An 18644-nucleotide genomic window follows, 5' to 3' on the forward strand; every position below is an offset into this window, starting at 1 on the left:
ACGCCCGTGGCGCCGTGTGCGCCACCGGCGATCGACCATGTGCCGACGTGCAGCCTTTGCGAGTGGTGTCACTGCCTGTCCACAGCCCACCCAGCCAGCCCTGATTTGCCTGTGGACAAACCAGCCTTCCGGTTAGGGCTGTGGATACCGATGGGTATCGAATTCTTGTGTCTTTCAAGAGAATTCGTCGTGCAAAGTCTTCCCTTCTGGATCGAACAAGCGTACGATGAAGGTAGTCCGAAAGCACCTGGGGAGGAGGCACCGGCATGACCACCGACGAATCGTTCGAGGCGTTGTCCGAAGGCATGCACGACTCGTATCCGGGTGAAGCTGCCTCCTGCGCGGCAGTGGTGTCGGACGCGTTGTCCGCGGTGACCCGGCTGGCGCAGTTGACCGACAACCTCACTGATGCCGAACTCACTGCGGCGATGAGATCACTCGCGCTGGTGCACCAACAGACCGAAGCAGCCATGGTGAGCATCGCGTCCGACGCGATCGAGCGTGGTGCGGTGTACCGGTCAACAGCGGCTGATGCGACGCAGTGGGTCCGGCGGCTGTCGACTGGCGAGTCCGCCACCGCTGTGTTGAGTGCCGACACCGTCTCTGCTGCAGGGCCGCTCGTGCCGGTCGACAAACCTGGCCCCGCCTCCGCCGATGATGTGGACGAGCCGTGGCAGTGCGGTCTCGAACCCTCCCACGCCTCCCGGATCGCGAAGATCGCCGACGCCGTCCGCTCCCCGCTCAACAAACCGTTGGCAGATGCATTGCAGTCGGGGCGGACCAACACCACCATCGCGAAAACCTGCCTCGACAACATCGACAAAATCCGGGCAGTCATCCCGACCGCGAGCCGCGAGGAGATCTACGGCTGGTTGCTCACCCTCGACGTCGGGGCCGGCGCGAAAACCGTCCGGGAAGTCACCAAGAGCATCCTCGCCCAGTACGGCGACGAGGTCCTCGACCAGGCTGAGGACGAGCACCAACGCGTCGAATCACTGTCCTGGTCGGACGAACCGAACGGGATGGTGAGGTTCACCGCCGACCTGTCGCCCGATCACGCCGAACAGTTGAAGCAGGCCGTCGACTCGCTCGCCGGACCATCACCGAAATCAGCGTGTTGCGATGATCCGCACCACCGGCACACCCCGGGCCCAGACGGCACGTCACAGAAGACCGGTGAGCCCGACCTCAGGAGCGCCGGGAAGCGTCGCGCCGACGCCCTGGTGTTGCTGCTGGGTCTCGGCGCCGAAGCCGTCGACGCAGACGGGGAGATCAAACACCGCGGATCCGCCACGTTGGTCGTCACGATCGACTTCCCCGTCCTCGCCGGAATCCTCGCCGGCCTCGGCATCTCCGACACCGGCACCGGCATCACCCCCGACACCGTCCGACAACTCGCCTGCGACGCGAAGATCCTGCCGATGGTCCTCGGATCGAAGAACCAACCCCTCAACATCGGCCGCAAGAAACGCTTGGTGGAAGACGAACTCCGAAGAGCCGTGATCCACCGCGACAAACACTGCACCTACGCCGGCTGCGACCGACCACCGATCATGTGCGACGTCCACCACGTCGAATCCTGGTGGGCCGGCGGCGACACCTCGTTGGCGAACAGTGCCCTCCTGTGCAGCACCCACCACCGCATCGTCCACCGCGACCACCTCACCGCCACCGTCACCGACACCGGCGTCACCTGGCACTACGCCCACACCGAGACCGCAGTCGCGTGACAGCGTGCACCGTCGGTTCGAACTCGGTCGCGAGGGGTTGAAAGCGTCCTTGGCATCGCAAATCGGACCTCCCGGACTAGGGCATAGTCATAAGCGTGAGCGGTGAGCACCTGGTAGTCCTGCGCGGCAATTCCGGATCGGGCAAGACAACCATCGCCCGGCGACTACAGCTCGCCATGGGGAGAGGTACGGCGAACATCGGCCAGGATCACTTCCGTCGAACCGTTCTGCGCGAACATGACGTGGCGGGCGGGGACAACATCGCCTTCATCGCGGAGAGCGCCAGATACTGCGTCAGTATCGGCTACCACGTCATCCTCGAAGGGATCTTCTTCTCCGAGCACTACGGCGACATGCTGCGCGAGTTGATCGATACTCATCGCGGACCGGCTCATGTGTTCTATCTGGATGTTCCCTTGGAGGAGACGTTGCGCCGACACGAGGGGCGCCCGGTGCGAGCGGAGGTCGAGCCTGACAGGCTTCGGCAGTGGTACGTCGCCAACGACGTTTTGAACGTGCCGGGCGAAGTGATCCTTGATGAGACCGGCGACGTCGACTCGACGACCCAGCTGATCCTCGCCCGCATCGGCAAGGTGAGCCCGAAGTCCTCCGTCGAGGGAGCCCGCTTCCTCTGAGGCTGACGCACCGCCATGCGCGAGCCGTGCGTGGAGGGCCCGAATCAGAGATAGCGCATGCAGGCATCGGTGATAGTTGCACGCCATAGCGGCTGTCTGTATGCCAGAAGTCGTGGACAACGTCGGGTACGAACTCGAACTCACCGCGGGGCACGAGCGCCGCCAGCTGTCTCAATGGCCAGTTCGGACGGATGTCGTGGCCGGCTCCGATGAAGCGCATGGGGACGGCCGTGTCAGCCAGGCGTCGCCAGAGGGTGGGCTGGTGAATCCAGTCCGGAAAGGATGTCCACAAGGAATCGTGAATCTCCGGCACGAAGTCGATCGCGATTGATGGTTCACCCGACTTACCGGCTTCGTAGGCGTCGGACCACTCCCGGTCACGATGCAGGCCATGACCAGTGACACCAATCACCACCTTGACACGCGCAGGGTGCTCCAGCGCGTAGCACACTGCGAGGTCCGATCCCCAGGAATGTCCAACAACCATCCAGGCGGCGATGCCAAGCTCGTGACGAATGGTTTCGAGATCCAGGACCGCTTGCGCCATGTCATGCGGGCCGCCGCCGGAACGGCCCACCCCGCGAGGGTCGGGAAACCACGCGCGGAATCCGTGCGGAGCCAATGTCTCATCGGACAGGTAATTCACGCATCCGGGCCCTCCCGACAGGACCAGCACATCAGGGCCCTCGCCGCACGTCGCAACGTGGAGACAGACTTCTTCGTCAGCGGCGACCATCCGAGACTCCACGCTCTAATACTGCCAGCCGATGCCCCCAATCCGTCGTGATGAGGGTGCTGAGGCCGGCTGATCCGTTGGGGCCCGGCCGGGTCGGGCAGAATCCAGTCGTGGTGGAGCCGACTTAGGCGGCCAGTATCAACCTCAACCCGCCGGGCTCTTCAACGACCGGGCTCTTCAACGACCGGGCTCCTCGGCCGGCGCGGCGTGAGCTCAGCGGCGGTCGGACGCAACGTACGCCGCACCGGCAGCGAGCGCCGTGACGGCAGCGACCGAGGGCCACGCGCCGATCTTCTTGGCCAGCGGGTGCGAACCGCCGAAGCCGCCCAGGTACAGAGCGCTCAGCGCGCCGGCGGTGACCGGGCCACCCTTGGCCAGCCAGGTGCGTCCGGCCAGTGCGCCGCAACCGGCCAACAGCACGCCACCCAGCGGACGGATGCCGCTCTCGCGGGCGACCAGGAATCCGCCGACCAGTCCCAACGCCACGACCGGCGCGGTGTGGACCTCGGTCGCGGGCAACAGGCTCATTCCGTTTCGTGCGCTCATGGCTGCACGGTACGACGCGAGTCTGGGCGGGCGATCGGCAGACCGGACACCCGCGCTGCAACTCGCGCGGCCTGGGTAGCAAGAACCGCGGAATTCCGCGGTTTCGGTCGGCGCCGGAGGTCGAGTTGCAGCGCGAGTGTCCGCCTCGTCATTCAGACCGGCCCACCGCAGCACTCAGACGACGGGCCGCTGACCCCAGACGTGTCGACGGACCCACGCGTGCATCGCCACCGCCGCCGCCGCACCGGCGTTGATCGAACGGGTGGAGCCGTACTGCTCGATGTGCAGGATCACCTCGCACACCTCGCGCATCGGCGCCGACAACCCCGGCCCCTCCTGCCCGAAGACCAGCACGCACCCGCGCGGCAGGTCGTAGGGCTCGATCGGCACCGAGCCCGGCACGTTGTCGATACCCACCAGCGTCAGACCCTCGGCAGCCGCCCAGTCGGCGAGGTCCTGCGCCGTCGGGTGGTGGAACTCGTGCTGGTAGCGGTCGGTGACCATCGCGCCGCGCCGATTCCACCGCCGCTTGCCGACGATGTGGAAAGCCTTGGCGTTGAACGCGTTCGCGGTGCGGATCACCGAACCGATGTTGAAGTCGTGCTCCCAGTTCTCGACCGCGACATGGAAGTCGTGTCGGGAGGTGTCGAGGTCGGCGACGATCGCCTCGAGGGTCCAGTAGCGGTAGCGGTCCTCGACGTTGCGCCGGTCGCCGTCACGTAACAACTGCTCGTCGTAGGGCGCCTGCACGGCACCGGAATCGTCGACCGGCCAGTCGCCGGGCCAGGGCCCGACACCGATCTCGTCCTCGACCTGGCTGTCGCCCGAGTTCTGCTGGGACACGCGGCTCAGTGCAGCAGACGCGACAGGAACTGCTGCAGACGGGGGTTCTCCGAATGGTCCAGCACCTGCTCAGGGGCGCCGCGTTCGACGATCTGTCCGCCGTCGAGGAAGCACACCTGGTCGGCCACCGAGCGGGCGAACCCCATCTCGTGGGTGTTGAGGATCATCGTGACGCCCTCCTGCTTGAGTTCGCCAAGCAGATCGAGCACCTCCCCGACGAGTTCGGGGTCGAGCGCGGAGGTGACCTCGTCGAGCAGCATCAGCCGCGGGGAGTTCACCAGCGCGCGAGCGATCGCGACGCGCTGCTGCTGACCACCTGAGAGGTCGTCGGGGCGGGCTTTCGCCTTGTGCGCCAGGCCGACCCGCTCGAGCATGCCCATCGCCGCATCGCGGGCCTCGGCTCGGTCGCGCTTGTGCACACGTACCGGCGCGAGCGTCACGTTGTCGAGCACACTCATGTGCGGGAACAGGTTGTACGCCTGGAAGACGACACCCATCTGGGCACGCACCTTGTCGACATCGACCCGCGGGTCGGTGATGTCGCGTCCGGCGAAGGTGACGACACCGTCGTCGACCTCCTCCAGCAGGTTGATGCAGCGCAGGATCGTCGACTTGCCCGAGCCGGAGGCCCCGATGAGCACGACGCACTCGCCTTCGTCGACGGCGAGGTCGACCTGCCGCAGCACGGTGTGCGCGCCGAAGGTCTTCCGCACACCGTCGAGTTCGAGCAGGCTCACAGCATCCCTCCCGCACCCTGGAAGCCCTGCTTGCGCGCGTACCAGTCGGTGAACCGTGCCATCGGCACCGTGAGGCAGACGAACAGGAAGCCGGCGACGACGTACGGCGTGAAGTTGAAGTCGGTGGCGGTGGAGATCTGGGCCGCTTTGATCGCGTCGACCACACCGAGCACCGCGATGAGACCGGAGTCCTTCTGCAGCGACACGAGGTCGTTCATCAGGGCCGGGATGACCCGACGCACCGCCTGCGGCATCACCACGAACCGCAACGTCTGGCCGTAGCCGAGCCCGAGCGACCGGGCAGCAGCACGCTGCGACGGGTGCACCGATTCGATGCCGGCGCGCAGCACCTCCGCGACGTACGCCGAATAGGACAGCACCAGCGCGACGCCACCCCAGAAGATGCTGGTGTCGGGCAGCCCCTGCAGACCCAGCGCCGGCATGCCGAACCCCAGCAGCAGCAGCAACAGCAGCAACGGCAGACCGCGGAACATGTCGGTGTAGACCACCGCGAACATCCGTAACGGAAAGAACACCGGGCCGCGCAGCGTGCGCATCACCGCAAGCAGCATCGAGAACGCGAGGATGACGACGCCGCAGATGAGCATCACCCTGATGTTCAGCCAGAGCCCGCGCAGCACATCGGGGAACGACTCCTTCGCCTTCTCCCAGTTGAAGAAGGTTTCGTGCACGGCGGCCCAGCCCGGGCTGGTGACCAGCAACGTGCCGGCGACACCGAGCACCACGATCGTGCTCAACGTCGCGATGAGCGCGGATCGCCGTTGCCGGCTCGCCCGGTAGGCGGCCCGTTCCCGCTCGACGGCCGACGGGGTCCAGTCGTCCTTGGTCGTTGCTTCGTTCGGGGCAGCGGTCATCGCCGGCTCCCGACGACGACTGCTGGGCGGACGCGGCGGGTCACGACAGCTTCGGCGCGCCCTGCTTGGACAGCCACTCGTCGGCGAGCTGGGTCAGGGTGCCCTTCGACCGCAGCGCGTCGACCGCCTTGGTGACGCACTCAGTGAGGGCAGAACCCTTCGGCAGCACCGCACCGAACTGCTCGGGCTTGTCGGCGGCCGGCAGCTGCCCGACGATCGCGCCCTTGTCGTCCATCTGCGCCGCGGTCATGTAGAACGCGGTCGGCAGGTCGACGACGATGCCGTCGACCTGGTGGCTCTTGAGCGCCTGGACGGCGAGGTCGTTGGTGTCGAAGACCGAGGGGTCCTTGCTCGGCTTGATCTGGTCCTTCAGCGCGGTGTACGAGGTGGTGCCCACCTGCGCACCGAGCTTGGCGTTCTTCAGGTCGGCGACCGTCGTCTTGCCGTCGAGCGGGCTGCCCTTGTAGGTGATGACGACCTGGGTGACGTCGTAGTAACCGCTGGAGAAGTCGACGGCCTTGCGGCGGTCCTCGCTGATCGAGACCTGGTTGAGGTCGAGGTCGAACGCCTTCGGGCCGGGGGTGATCACATTGTTGAACGGCACCTTCGCCCAGACCACCTCGGCCTTGGTGTAACCGAGTTCCTGGGCGATCGCGTAGGCGACGGCCGACTCGTACCCCTTGCCGTTGCTCGGGGCGTTGTCGGAGAACCACGGCTCGTAGGCCGGGTTGTCGGTGCCGATCGTCAACTTGCCCGCGGTCTTCGTCTTCAGCGACGCCTTGTCGCAGGACGCCGCAGCCGACGTACCCGAACCGGCCGCCGACGAACTGGTCGAGCTCGACGAATCCGACTTCGGCGCACCGCACGCAGCGAGCAGGACGACCGTGGACACCACACCGATACGCCGGGCGAACAGGCCGGCGGAGGAAGAACGCACCATGGCCGAAGCGTACGCGGGCTGCGCCGCCCGAATTCGGGCGATTCCACAGATTGGTCACCCGTTCAGTGGCGGCGACACCGCCGATTACGGCGGCTCGCGGGCGACATTCAGGGAACGATCATCCGTCCCCGTACGCTGGTGTCCCGTGATGCATACTTTCGCTCCTGTCGCTCTCGGCCCGAGCTGGATGGACCCTGCGTGGCTCCTCGAGCAGTACGGCGGGGCGTTCTTCTGGATCTCGCTCGCGATCATCTTCATCGAGTGCGGCCTGTTCTTCCCGATCCTGCCCGGCGACTCGCTGCTGTTCGCGGTCGGCATGTTCTCGGTCAGCTCCCAGGGCATCGGCATCCCGCTGTACCTGTCGATCCCAGCGCTGATGATCGCAGCGTTCGCCGGCAACGTCGTCGGCTACGAGATCGGACGCAAACTCGGTGAACCGCTGTACGAGCGGGACGGGCGCATCATCAAGCGCAAGTACTTCGACCAGACCAACGCGTTCTTCGACAAGCACGGCAACAAGGCCCTGGTCATCGGACGCTTCGTGCCGATCGTGCGCACGTTCATCACCGTCGTCGCCGGCGTCTCCAAGATGGATCGCCGTCGGTTCTTCACCTGGTCGGGTGTCGGCGCCGTCCTGTGGGTCGGGCTGATCGTCGGAGCCGGCGCGCTGCTGGGCAACGTGGCGTTCGTGCGCGACAACCTAGAGACCGCCATCCTGATCATCGTGGCGTTCTCGGTGCTGCCGATGATCGTCGAGTACATCCGCCACCGCCGCCAGGCCGAGGCGATCATCGACGAGACCACGAACGCGGCCCGCGACATCGTCACCGGCGATCACAAGAACTGATCGGCGACCGCGCCGAGGCGCCCGGACCGCGTCGGTCCGGGCGCCTCGCTGTCTGCGATGCCGCTCACCAGGTCACCATCGGGCGCGGTTGTTGAGGGGCGCTCTGCTCCACCTCCACCCGACGTGCGGCGGCCCGCTTCGCGAACGCCTGAGCGTACCCGGCGCCTGCCGCCAGGAGCGTGAGACCGACGACGATAAAGGCACCGGCGCGGACGATGCCGTCCAGACTGGACAAATCGTGCAGGAACAGCTTGCCCAGCGCCAGGACACTGACGCTCAGCCCCATCGAAACGGTCGCGGTCGCGCTGCCCTCCACGCGTAGGCTCAGCCACAGCAGCGCCGAAGCGATCAGCATCCAGGTCACCGTGATCGCGAACTGCGCAACCGGGCGGCCGCCGTCGCCGAGCACGAGGGCGAACAGTCCGCGGTGCACCAGACCGGTGCTCGCCAGCAGAGCGATCGTGCCGAGCGCGGTGGCACCTTCCTTGTCCGCACCGTAGCGGCGCACACCGACCAGCGCGATCAGCAGAGTGGAGATCGTCATCAACAGACCCGAGGTGAACGCGACGCCGGGCTCGTCCTCGACCGAGGTCCCGACTCCCGTGACAGCGACGGCGAGGTACCCGGCCGCGGTGAAGACGATCGACAACGCCGCGGCGTAGTGGTTCTTCACCTGGTGGGTGGACGCTGCCAGGACGACACCGATACCGAGCAGGATCACCGACAACCACGGACCGCGGGTGACGGTCACCGCGGACGCCATCAGCGCAGCACCGACCACGAGAGCCGCGGCTGCAGAGGTACCGGCACCCACCGGTCGGGCGGCGATCACCGCGCCGAGGGTCATAGCCGCGATCGCCGCGCCGGTGATCGCGGCGACCGGACCGGTCAGCGAAGTGACGGCGACGATCATCGGCACACTCGCGACGGCGTACACGCAGGCAGTGATCCATTCGTTCGTGCGACGGCTCGCCGTCAGTGCCGAGGCGAGAGCGATCGTGGCTACGAGGTAGGCCGCGATGTGCGTGCTGGCCCGGTACGACTCCAGTTCTGCGGCGACCGTCGCCGCGAGCGCCACCGGCAGGGTGCGGGCGGCTGCGATGGCCGGCCAGTCCTTGGAGAACTCGGGGACGCAGCCGGCCGCCTGCAACAGCACGAGGAAGGCGATCAGCGGGACGGTGAGACCTTCGGTCAGCACCGGGGCGAGCACGCCGACTCCGGCGGTCATCATCACCGCAAGAGCCTGAGAGTTCCAGCGCATCGCGATCGCCACCGTGCCGGCCGCGATCGCCGCGGCGATCACGAGTCCGGCGGCTCCGGGGATCCATTCGTAGAAGTTGGTCGCCGCGACCACGCACAGGAAGAGGCCGGCGGTACCGGTCGCGGCCAGTGCGACGGCACCGATGCGTCCACCGAGGCGCGGCTCCAGGCGAATCGATCCTGCGAGCAGCAGACCGGACAGCAGTGCGCCGCCGGCCACGCGAATCTCGGGGCGCAGCAGTCCTGCTCGGGCAGCGATGACCAGCAGCATGACGACGCCGATGAGGGTTACGAAGACCCCTGCGCCGGCGAAGATCTTGCCGATGACACCGTCGCGCTCCCACCACGGTCGGCGGACCTGTGGTCGCAGCGGAGGGTATTGATAGTCCGGCTGCGGACCGGACCCGGTGTTGTAGTGAGCGCCGTTCGGGTACTGGTGCTGACCCTGCGGGCCGGGCTGAGTGTTCGGTGTCGTGTTCATGCCTTCAACCCTGGTTCGGCGCGGCCGAACGGACATGAGTAGCACTACTCAACCGACATAGGTACTTCCTGAACGTTCCCCTACCTACGCGTACAGACGACGGCGTTCACACCGGAGCCGGGTCTCAGTCGAGGCCGTGCTCCATGGCGTACCTCGCCAACTCGACGCGGTTGCTCAGCTGGAGTTTGCGCAAGGACGACTGGACGTGGTTCTCGACGGTGCGGTGCGAGACGCCGAGGCGGGTGCCGATCTGCTTGGCGCTCAGGCCTTTTGCGACAAACCGGAGTACCTCGGTCTCGCGGTCGGTGAGCTTGGGCAGGTCCGGTCCCTCGCCCGTCGGGACGGTCGCCATCCGGCGGTACTCCCCCAGCACCAGACCGGCCAGGCCGGGCGTGAAGATCGCTTGTCCCTCGGCAGTTGCGGTGACGGCCTCCACGAGTTCAGCTTGGCTCGCCGACTTCACCAGGTATCCGCTGGCACCGGCCTTGACCGCTTCCAGCACGTCCTCGCGCTCGGAGGACGCGGACAGCACGAGAATCCGGGTCGACGGTGAGTGTTCCAGCACGGCGACCGTCGCCTGTGCGCCGTTTCCGTCCGGAAGGTGCATGTCCATCAGGACGACGTCAGGCTTGGTCGCAGCTGCTCGATTCGCCGCTGCCGCAACAGAATCCGCTGTTGCGACCACCTCGAATCCGTGCTCGGTGAGGTCACGACCGACACCGTCGCGCCACATCGGGTGGTCGTCGACCACCATGATCGTCGTCATCGCTGCTCGGCTCCCGTCGACGGAATATGTACTTCCCACTCGGTGCCCTCACCGGGCGCGGTGAACAGGTCGACCGTGCCGCCGAGGTCGGTGACGCGACCCCTGATCGACTTGCTCACACCCATCCTGCCCTCGGCCGCTGCCTCGGCGAGCCGGGACGGGTCGAAGCCCGCACCGTCGTCCCGCACCGTCACCACGATCTCCTCGCCGTCGTCCTCGAGCAGGACGTACGACCTCGCATCGGCGCCGGCATGCTTGGCGGTGTTGTCGATCGCGGCACACACGACGGCCACGATCTCGTCGGTCATCTGCTCGGGCAGCACGATCGGTTGCCCGGGCGCGGCGAGGGAAGCCTGCGTCGGCAGTACTTCCTCAAGGCGTGATCGCAGGTCACGCTGCACCGGCCCCGGCGCCTTGACGCCTGCCTGACGAGACAGCAGTTTGCGTAACGCGTCCTCCTGCTCCGCGGCCAGTCGGGCGAGTTCGGCTGTCGGACCACCGATTTCCGCGCCCCTGCGACGCACGAGCGCGAGCACCTGGAGGGTCGAGTCGTGCACCTCCCGGGCCAGTCGTTCGCGCTCCGATGCGGCCGCCTCGAGCCGGATCGCCCGGTCTATCTGCTCGCGGGCACGCCGGACGATCTGGGCTCCCATCCCGACCGCAAGGCCGACGGTCAGCAGAATCGGTAGCGTCGCGTCGAAACCGATGTTGTCGAGTTGGTTGCAGATCGCGAGCGCCGACAGCCCGACGAGACCGGCGCACGCCAGTCCCCACCACGGACCGAGCAGGATCGCAACGGACACAACCGCATTCGCGGCCCAGAAGGTCGTGGGCACCGTCTGGTGGCGATCGAAGTAGTTGTTCTTACCGCCCACCATCAAGGTGCTCGCCATGAGCAACAGCGTCACCACGACCTCGGCTGCTACGACCTGCCGGCGGCGGCGGTACCCGAACGCGAGCAGCATCGCCGCGATGCCTGACCAGACCAACATCAGGGCGAAGACGGCCCAACTCAGCAAGGGTCGGACGTAATGCTCGACCACGGTCCACTGCACCGCACCGGCATAGATCAGCGAGGCGAGACGGAACACCTGGGCGGCGCGCCACAACGGCAGCAGACCCGATGAATCGCGTTGCAGCGTCGCCGTACTCACGTCATCACAGTAGTCGGCAAAGCGCACTGACCTGCGAAGTTGATGCTCTCTTGGTGGACCTCGCGAAACCCATACCTGCGTCTGGTGCGCGCCTGACGTACTGCTTCGCGAAAGGTCCGGGCACCGCGGGGGTGTCCGGACCTTTCGTTCTGCTCCGACTGTTACGAGGCGGTCAGTTGCCCTGGCCCGGGTAGCCCTGCGGCTGCTGGCCACCCTGCTGCGGGTAACCCTGCGGCTGCGACTGCTGGCGCGGATACTGCTGTCCTGGAAGGGGATTCGGCGTCGTACCCTGCTGCTCGATCTGCGGGTACTGCGTTGAGTGCGGCTCGACCGGGTCACCTGGGTCGGGCATGTTGTACCCGCCGGGACCACCTGCGGTGCCGCCGGGACCGGTGCCGAAGTTCACGTTCGGGACGGCGCGCTCGTTGCCTTCGGCTTCGAAGTACTCGGCCCGCGCGACACCGGCCGGACCCGCGAGGAATTTGGTCGGGATCGACTCGATCGCGGTGTTGAGTTCGCGGACGATCGCGTTGTAGTAGCGGCGACCCGAGGCGATGCGGTCCTCGGTGGACGACAGTTCGTTCTGCAGTCCGAGGAAGTTGGAGTTCGACTTCAGATCCGGGTAGGCCTCGGCAACCGCCATGAGGCGTCCGAGCGCCTGGGTCAACTGGCCCTCGTTCTGCGCAGCGGTTGCCGGTGTGTCGCCGCCGCTGATCGCGGCCGAGCGGGCGCGCAGCACTTCGTCGAGCGTTGCGCGTTCGTGCTGGGCGTATCCCTTCACGGTCTCGATGAGGTTGGGGATGAGGTCGTGACGTCGCTTGAGTTCGACGTCGATCTGGTGCCAGGCCTCCTGCACCTGGTTACGCTTCTTCACCAGGCCGTTGTAGGACGAGATGCCCCACACCACGAGCAGGACGATGATCAGGACGATGGCGAGCAGAACCCACGTCATCAGCAAGTCTCCTTCGGTTGCATTGCCGCTCAGCCTACGTGCTGGTCGGCTCCCGGATCAGCTGTCCACACCCTCGAACCGCCGCAGCACCAACTCGGCCAGCCGCGGGTCGTCGCCCAGCGGCGCCGACACCCATGCCCCGAGGCCGGTGAGCCGGTCGTGGAAGAAGCCGGACCCCATGAGGTAACTCGCGACGACCACCGCGCCCGGGTCGCCGCCGTGCTCTGCGGCAACCACCCGGACGGCGTCGTCCACCGAAGGCTGCCGCGCGGCCAGATAGCCCAGCGCGACCGTCCCGGCCCAGCGTTCGGCGAGCAGGTCACGCATCCGTTCGGCGTCCGTCGCGCCGGCGGCGCGGCTCGATCCGGCGACGGCGAGCACCACCGGGGCGTTCAGCGTCGCGCCGGCGTCGACGAGCCGGTCGACGAGCACCTGCGCCAGCAACGCGTGCGGACCGAGCGCGGGCGCGGCGTGGGCGTGCGGGTGGGCCGCCACGGCCTGCGCCACGTCAACCTCGGTGTGGAAGCCCGACGACAGCAGCAGCGGCACGACCACCACCGAATCGTGCTGCGCCGCAAGGTCGTTCACGACCTGCGGCAACTCCGGTTGCTGCACGTCGACGTACGCCTCGCGCACGGTGAGGTCGGGGCGACGGCGCGCGACCTGCGCGACGATCGAGCGCACGACAGCCTGCCCCTGCGGGTTGTCGGTGCCGTGGGCGCAGACGACGAGCGCACGCGTCATCGGTCGGCCACCGCCAGGCGGTAACCCCGCTTGACGACGGTGGTGACCAGATCACGGTCGGGCAGCGCGTCGCGCAGTCGGGCGACGGCGACCTCGGCGACGTGCGGGTCGACGGCGGTGCCGGGCAGCACCGCGAGGATCTGCTCGCGGGTCACCACCGCACCGTCGGCGGCCGCGAGGCGGTGCAGCACCGCCAGGCCGGCCGGTGACAGGCTGAGCCGCCGGCCGTCGAGCACCGCCTCCGAACGCCAGACCCGCAGGGTGCCCGCCGGGGTGACCGCCTGTGTCGCGTGCACCGGCAGGTGCGCCACCAACGACCGCACCAGCGCGCCGAGCCGGAAACGGTCGGGCACCATCGGATCGATCCCGACCACCCGCAACGGGGCCGCGGTGACCGGGCCGACGGCCGCGGCGACGACGCCGCCGTCGACGGCCATCGCCGCCACACACTCCCGCTCCATACCCAGGCCGCGGGCGCTGTCGAGGAAGGCCTGTGCTCCGGGTGCGGAGGTGAAGACCACCGAGTCGTACTCCCGGTCGACCACGCGGCGGACGCCGTCCGCGACGGCTCGGGGGTCGGCAGCCGGCCCCCAGCGGTAGACCACGAGCGGTTGCACCGTGGCGCCCGCGTCGGTGAACGCCTCGTCGAGACCGTCGGAGCCGGCGCCGTGGTGTTGCACCGCGATCCGCAGGTCGGCGATCGATTCGGACAGCAGGAAGTCGCGCACCTCGGCGTTGGTCTCCGATTCAGCCACCCAGTCGGGTTCGAGTCCGGCGGCGCGCAGCGCGCCGCTGGTCTTCGGGCCGCGGGCGATGATGCGGGTGTCGCGCAGCATGGCGAGAAGTTCGTCGGCGAGGCCCGCGGCGTCGGCGGCCTCGATCCATCCGGTGAAGCCGACACCGGTCGTGCCAACCACGATCTGCGGCGGTTCGGCGATCAACTCCTTTGTCGCGCGCAGGAGTTCGGCATCGTCGACGTGAGGCACCACCGACAGGGTGGGGGCGTGCGCGATCTGCGCACCGCGCCGCTCGAGGGCTGCGGCGAGCTCGGCGCTGCGGCGCTGCCCGGTGAGCAACACCCGGGCACCGACCAGTTGGTCGCCCACCGGGTTCACGAAGATCCGTTCACGGCGTGCGGGTTGCCCGGGTCAGCACCGTCGGGGTCGGTGAGATCGGTGGGATCGGCGAGTTGGCCGACGACGTCGCCGATGACGATCACCGCGGGATTGCCGATCTGCTGCGTCAGCACCTGCTCGGTGATCGTGGCGAGGGTGCCGCGCACGCTGCGCTGCTGCGGGCTGTATGCCTTGTGCACCACCGCCACCGGGGTCGCGGGGTCTTTGCCGGCGCTCACCAGCGACGCGGCGAGTTCGGGCAACCGCCCCATGCCCATGAGCACGACGATCGTGTGCGGCCACTGCACGAGCACGTCCGGCGACACCTCGTCGTGACCCGAGATCATCAGCACGCCGGCGGCCACCCCGCGGTGGGTCACCGGCACCAGTCCGGCCAGCGGCGCGGCGAAGGCCGAACTCACGCCGGGCACGACCTCGACCTCGACGTCGGCCTCGCGGCAGGCGATCCATTCCTCGCCGCCGCGTCCGAGAACGAACGGGTCGCCGCCCTTGAGCCGCACGACGTACCGCCCGCGGCGGGCGCGGTCGATGAGGATCTGGTTGATCTCGTGCTGCGGCACGGGGTGGCGGTAGGGGGTCTTGCCGACGTCGACGACCTCGGCGGTCGAGCCCAGGCTGCGCAGCAGCCCGACGGGGGCGAGGCGGTCGGTGACGACCACATCGGCGCGGGCCAGTTCGCGGCGTCCGCGCACGGTGATGAGGTCGTCGGCGCCCGGGCCGCCACCCACCAGCACGACCTTGCCGGTCGAGGATTCGGGACGGAGTTCGCGCAGCGTCACGTTGGCCTCGATGACCGCGTCGTCGATCGTCGCGGCGTCGTAGGTGCGCGCGTCGCCGCCCTCGAACCACGCCTTCGCCGCGGTGGCAAGGGCACGCAGCCGCTCGGTCTCGGCGGGGTCTTGTTCGTCGGCCGAGACCAGCCACACGTCGGCAAGATCAGCGGCGGTCACCGCGGCGGTGTTCCAGGCGAACGCGTCCGACGCGTAGAGATCGCGCAGGTCTTCGCCCAGGGTAGGTGCGTGCACGCGCACGGTCGCGCCGGTCGCGAGCAGCGCCGCCACCCGAGCGGCCGAGATCGGGCCGCCCCCGACGACGAGCACCGGCTTACCGGCGAGATCCATCGCGTGCAACGGGGTCATGCCCTCAACACATCCGTCGTGGTCGGCGGGACGACGCACTCGCCGACCTCGAGCCGGTCGTCGACCACCCGGGTGCTCCAGGTGCCCAGGCAGACCTGATCGTCGGTCGTGCACCGACCGGACGCCAAGTAGAACGTCTGCTTATACATAGGAGAAACAAGCGTACGGTGAATCGTGCCTCCGACGCAGATCGATCCCACGATGCCGCGGGCCATCACCTGCGCCCCGCTGAACGGGTCCCGGTTGCCGACGGCGTGGATCGAGCCGTCGATGAGCCGCACCACCGCCACCTGAGCGGCGCCCACGCGCACCGGCACCGCGCGTTCCAACGGGATGGCGACCAGGTCGGCCACCGGCGTCCAGTGGATGGGAGCAGTCGCCGGGTCTGTGATCGGGTCGGCCATCGCGTCTGTGACCGCGTCGGTCATCTCATCGGTCATCGGCGAATCTCCAGGGTCGGACCGGACAGGAACACCGGACGGCGCGCCGCATCGACGACCTCGATCTGCGGGTCGCTGCGCTCGGCTGAGGTGGCCGGACGCCGTTGGCCGCGCTCGACCACGTAGTGCAGGTCGTCGTCGGGGGTGTCGTCGTTGACGAACGACGCGAACCGGGCGAGCTTGGCCGGGTCGTCGAGCACGTCGCGCCACTCGTCGGAGTAGGAGTCGACGTGCTTTGCCATCGCCGCGTCGAGGTCGGCGGCCACGCCGAGGCTGTCGTGCAGGATCACGTCGCGCACGTGGTCGAGCCCGCCGTCGATCTCCTCCAGCCAGGCGGCCGTGCGTTGCAGCCGGTCGGCGGTGCGGATGTAGTACATGAAGAAGCGGTCGATCGCCTGCACGAGGCCGGCATCGTCGAGGTCTTCGGCGAGCAACTGTGCGTGGCGCGGGGTGAATCCGCCGTTGCCTCCGACGTAGAGATTCCATCCCTTCTCGGTGGCGATGACTCCGACGTCCTTGCCACGGGCCTCGGCGCACTCACGCGCGCAACCCGACACCCCGACCTTGAGCTTGTGCGGCGATCGCAATCCGCGGTAGCGCAGTTCGAGGGCGATCGCCATGCCCACGGAGTCCTGCACGCCGTAGCGGCACCAGGTGCGTCCGACGCACGACTTCACCGTGCGCAGCGACTTGCCGTAGGCGTGGCCCGACTCGAAGCCGGCGTCGACGAGCCGCTTCCAGATCGCCGGCAACTGGTCGACCCGGGCACCGAACAGATCGATGCGTTGGCCGCCGGTGATCTTGGTGTAGAGGTCGAAGTCGGCGGCCACCTGGCCGATCGCGATGAGGCCCTGCGGGGTGATCTCGCCGCCGGGGATGCGCGGCACCACCGAGTAGGTGCCGTCCTTCTGCAGGTTGGCGAGCATGTGGTCGTTGGTGTCCTGCAGGCCGCCCTGCTCGCCGTCGAGGATGTGCCCGTTGCCCAGGCTGGCGAGGATCGAGGCGACCGTCGGCTTGCAGACATCGCAGCCGTGACCGGTGCCGTGCCGTTCTACGATCGCGCTGAAGGTGGTGAGGCCGGTGACCTGCACGGCGCCGAACAGCTCCGCCCGGCTCATCGGGAAGTGTTCGCACAGCGCCTTGGTGACCTCGACGCCGGCCGCGGCGAGCTGCACCTCGGTGATCTTCTTGACCAGCGGCAGGCAGGAGCCGCAGCTCGTGCCGGCCTTCGTGCAGTCCTTCACGTCCGCGAGGCTGCAGCACCCTTCCTGGTCGACGGCCCGGCGCACCTGCCCGGCGCTGACGTTGTTGCACGAGCAGACGGTGGCTTCGTCGGGCAGCTCCAGCTGCGCCGCTTCGCCGCCTTCGGGTGCCACCAAAGCGGCTGGGTCACAGGCGAGTTCCTGACCGAGCATCGGGCGCAGCGAAGCATAGGCGCTGGCGTCGCCGACGAGGATGCCACCCAGCAGGGTGCGGGCGTCGTCGCTGACGACGAGCTTCTTGTAGACGCCGTTGACCGCGTCGGCGTAGGCCACCTCGAGACAACCAGACGTGGTGGCGAAGGCGTCACCGAACGAGGCGACGTCGACGCCGAGCAACTTCAGCTTGGTCGAGGAGTCGGCACCCGGGAAGGTCGCCTCACCGTCGAGCAGCCGGTCGACGACCACCTCCGCCATGGCGTAGCCCGGTGCGACGAGCCCCCACACCCGACCGTCGATGCAGGCCACTTCACCGATCGCGCTGACCAGTTCGTCGTCGGTGCGACAGCCGGAGTCGACGACCACTCCGCCCCGCTCGCCGATCGTCAGACCGGCGTCGCGGGCGAGTTCGTCGCGCGGTCGCACGCCGGTGGCGAAGATGACCACCTCGACGTCGATCGAGTCGCCGTCGGCGAAGGTCATCGCCCGCACCCGTCCGGTGCGTTTGTCGGTGATCTTGGCGGTGGCCGTGTCGGTGCGGACGGTGACCCCCAACGCCTCGATGAGCCGGCGCAGTTGCGCTCCGCCGCCTTCGTCGACCTGCAACGGCATCAGCCGGGGCGCGAACTCGACCACGGTGGCCTCGGCGCCGAGCGCCTGCAACGCGCCGGCCGCCTCGAGCCCGAGCAGGCCACCGCCGACGACGGCTCCGCGCACCGGCCGGCCCGGATGGTCGGCCCGCAGCTTCTCGACGAACGACCGCAGGTCGGCGACGTCGTCGATCGTGCGGTAGACGAAACATCCGCGCAGGTCTTTGCCGGCCACCGGCGGCACCGCCGCGTACGACCCGGTGGCCAACACCAGGTGGTCGTAGCTGAGCAACTGCCCGGTCGACAATTCGACCACGCGGGCCAGCCGGTCGACCCGCAGCGCGCGGACGCCCTTGCGCAGGCGCACCAGCGGGTCGCGCCACAACTGGTCCTGCCCGAGCGCGAGGTCGTCGGGGTCGCGGCCGGTGAAGTAGGAGGTCAACGCCACGCGGTCGTAGGGCGGACGCGGCTCCTCGGCCAGCACCGTCACCCGGTAGCTGTCGGCGTTGTCCCGGGCTCGGAGGGCTTCGACGAAGCGGTGCGCGACCATGCCGGCGCCCACCACGACGACGTGTCGCTGATTCGGGTCGGTCGGGCTCATCGCAGGCTCCTGGCTTCGTCGGGGGTCATCGGGATGGTTCGAAAGTAGGTGCGTCGTGTTTCGGCACGAGGTCC

The 18644-nt window shown here is 68.2% G+C and carries 17 protein-coding genes and 1 pseudogene; 3 read left to right on the forward strand and 15 right to left on the reverse strand.

Annotated features, from left to right (window positions below; genetic code table 11):
- The first annotated feature begins 266 nt into the window (after nt 1–266).
- Nucleotides 267–1730, forward strand: coding sequence for an HNH endonuclease signature motif containing protein (locus ACYU8W_RS02630; RefSeq protein ID WP_499466394.1), 1464 nt, complete (start codon nt 267–269; stop codon nt 1728–1730).
- A gap of 95 nt (nt 1731–1825) precedes the next feature.
- Nucleotides 1826–2365 (forward strand): AAA family ATPase, encoded by a 540-nt coding sequence (locus ACYU8W_RS02635; protein ID WP_499466395.1) that lies wholly within the window; start codon nt 1826–1828, stop codon nt 2363–2365.
- Nucleotides 2366–2729: 364 nt separating this feature from the next.
- On the opposite strand, the pseudogene ACYU8W_RS02640 reads toward ACYU8W_RS02635, so the two are convergent.
- From ACYU8W_RS02640 to ACYU8W_RS02665, 6 genes and pseudogenes are all read right to left on the reverse strand, one after another.
- A pseudogene (locus ACYU8W_RS02640) lies at nt 2730–3101 on the reverse strand (alpha/beta fold hydrolase); the annotation flags it as partial.
- A gap of 213 nt (nt 3102–3314) precedes the next feature.
- Complete coding sequence (locus ACYU8W_RS02645; protein ID WP_168990140.1) at nt 3315–3647, reverse strand: hypothetical protein; 333 nt, start codon at nt 3645–3647, stop codon at nt 3315–3317.
- A gap of 174 nt (nt 3648–3821) precedes the next feature.
- Entirely contained in the window at nt 3822–4499 is a 678-nt protein-coding gene (locus ACYU8W_RS02650) for a TrmH family RNA methyltransferase (protein ID WP_499466636.1), read from the reverse strand.
- Nucleotides 4496–5227 carry an amino acid ABC transporter ATP-binding protein gene (locus ACYU8W_RS02655; RefSeq protein ID WP_499466397.1) on the reverse strand — a complete coding sequence of 244 codons (732 nt, stop codon included), beginning with the start codon at nt 5225–5227 and terminating at the stop codon, nt 4496–4498. The genes ACYU8W_RS02650 and ACYU8W_RS02655 overlap by 4 nt, the downstream gene beginning before the upstream one ends.
- Nucleotides 5224–6102 (reverse strand): amino acid ABC transporter permease, encoded by an 879-nt coding sequence (locus ACYU8W_RS02660; protein ID WP_499466399.1) that lies wholly within the window; start codon nt 6100–6102, stop codon nt 5224–5226. The genes ACYU8W_RS02655 and ACYU8W_RS02660 overlap by 4 nt, the downstream gene beginning before the upstream one ends.
- A gap of 40 nt (nt 6103–6142) precedes the next feature.
- Nucleotides 6143–7042 (reverse strand): ABC transporter substrate-binding protein, encoded by a 900-nt coding sequence (locus tag ACYU8W_RS02665; RefSeq protein ID WP_499466401.1) that lies wholly within the window; start codon nt 7040–7042, stop codon nt 6143–6145.
- Nucleotides 7043–7190: 148 nt separating this feature from the next.
- On the opposite strand from ACYU8W_RS02665, the gene ACYU8W_RS02670 reads away from it, so the two are divergent.
- Entirely contained in the window at nt 7191–7889 is a 699-nt protein-coding gene (locus tag ACYU8W_RS02670) for a DedA family protein (protein WP_499466638.1), read from the forward strand.
- Between the two features lie 64 nt (nt 7890–7953).
- On the opposite strand, the gene ACYU8W_RS02675 is transcribed toward ACYU8W_RS02670, so the two are convergent.
- The 9 genes from ACYU8W_RS02675 to nirB all read right to left on the reverse strand — a co-directional run bounded on the left by ACYU8W_RS02675 (nt 7954) and on the right by nirB (nt 18570).
- Complete coding sequence (locus tag ACYU8W_RS02675; RefSeq protein WP_499466403.1) at nt 7954–9630, reverse strand: DUF2339 domain-containing protein; 1677 nt, start codon at nt 9628–9630, stop codon at nt 7954–7956.
- Between the two features lie 124 nt (nt 9631–9754).
- Nucleotides 9755–10396 (reverse strand): response regulator, encoded by a 642-nt coding sequence (locus ACYU8W_RS02680; protein ID WP_129624674.1) that lies wholly within the window; start codon nt 10394–10396, stop codon nt 9755–9757.
- Nucleotides 10393–11550, reverse strand: coding sequence for a MacS family sensor histidine kinase (macS, locus tag ACYU8W_RS02685; RefSeq protein ID WP_499466405.1), 1158 nt, complete (start codon nt 11548–11550; stop codon nt 10393–10395). The genes ACYU8W_RS02680 and macS overlap by 4 nt, the downstream gene beginning before the upstream one ends.
- Before the next feature lie 172 nt (nt 11551–11722).
- Nucleotides 11723–12502 (reverse strand): LemA family protein, encoded by a 780-nt coding sequence (locus ACYU8W_RS02690; protein WP_499466407.1) that lies wholly within the window; start codon nt 12500–12502, stop codon nt 11723–11725.
- 57 nt (nt 12503–12559) lie between these two features.
- Nucleotides 12560–13246 (reverse strand): sirohydrochlorin chelatase, encoded by a 687-nt coding sequence (locus ACYU8W_RS02695; protein ID WP_499466409.1) that lies wholly within the window; start codon nt 13244–13246, stop codon nt 12560–12562.
- The gene (locus tag ACYU8W_RS02700; protein WP_499466411.1) at nt 13243–14361 is read right to left on the reverse strand and encodes a uroporphyrinogen-III synthase; all 1119 of its coding nucleotides are present in this window, start codon (nt 14359–14361) and stop codon (nt 13243–13245) included. The genes ACYU8W_RS02695 and ACYU8W_RS02700 overlap by 4 nt, the downstream gene beginning before the upstream one ends.
- A complete protein-coding gene (gene cobA / locus ACYU8W_RS02705) occupies nt 14358–15521 on the reverse strand; it encodes a uroporphyrinogen-III C-methyltransferase (protein WP_499466413.1) in 1164 nt (387 codons plus the stop codon). The genes ACYU8W_RS02700 and cobA overlap by 4 nt, the downstream gene beginning before the upstream one ends.
- Nucleotides 15518–15961, reverse strand: a complete 444-nt coding sequence (locus ACYU8W_RS02710; RefSeq protein WP_499466415.1) for a nitrite reductase (NAD(P)H) small subunit — start codon at nt 15959–15961, stop codon at nt 15518–15520. Before ACYU8W_RS02710 ends, cobA begins: the two co-directional genes overlap by 4 nt.
- Nucleotides 15958–18570 (reverse strand): nitrite reductase large subunit NirB, encoded by a 2613-nt coding sequence (nirB, locus tag ACYU8W_RS02715; protein ID WP_499466417.1) that lies wholly within the window; start codon nt 18568–18570, stop codon nt 15958–15960. The genes ACYU8W_RS02710 and nirB overlap by 4 nt, the downstream gene beginning before the upstream one ends.
- Between the last annotated feature and the right edge of the window lie 74 nt (nt 18571–18644).

The organism is Yimella radicis (assembly GCF_054778255.1).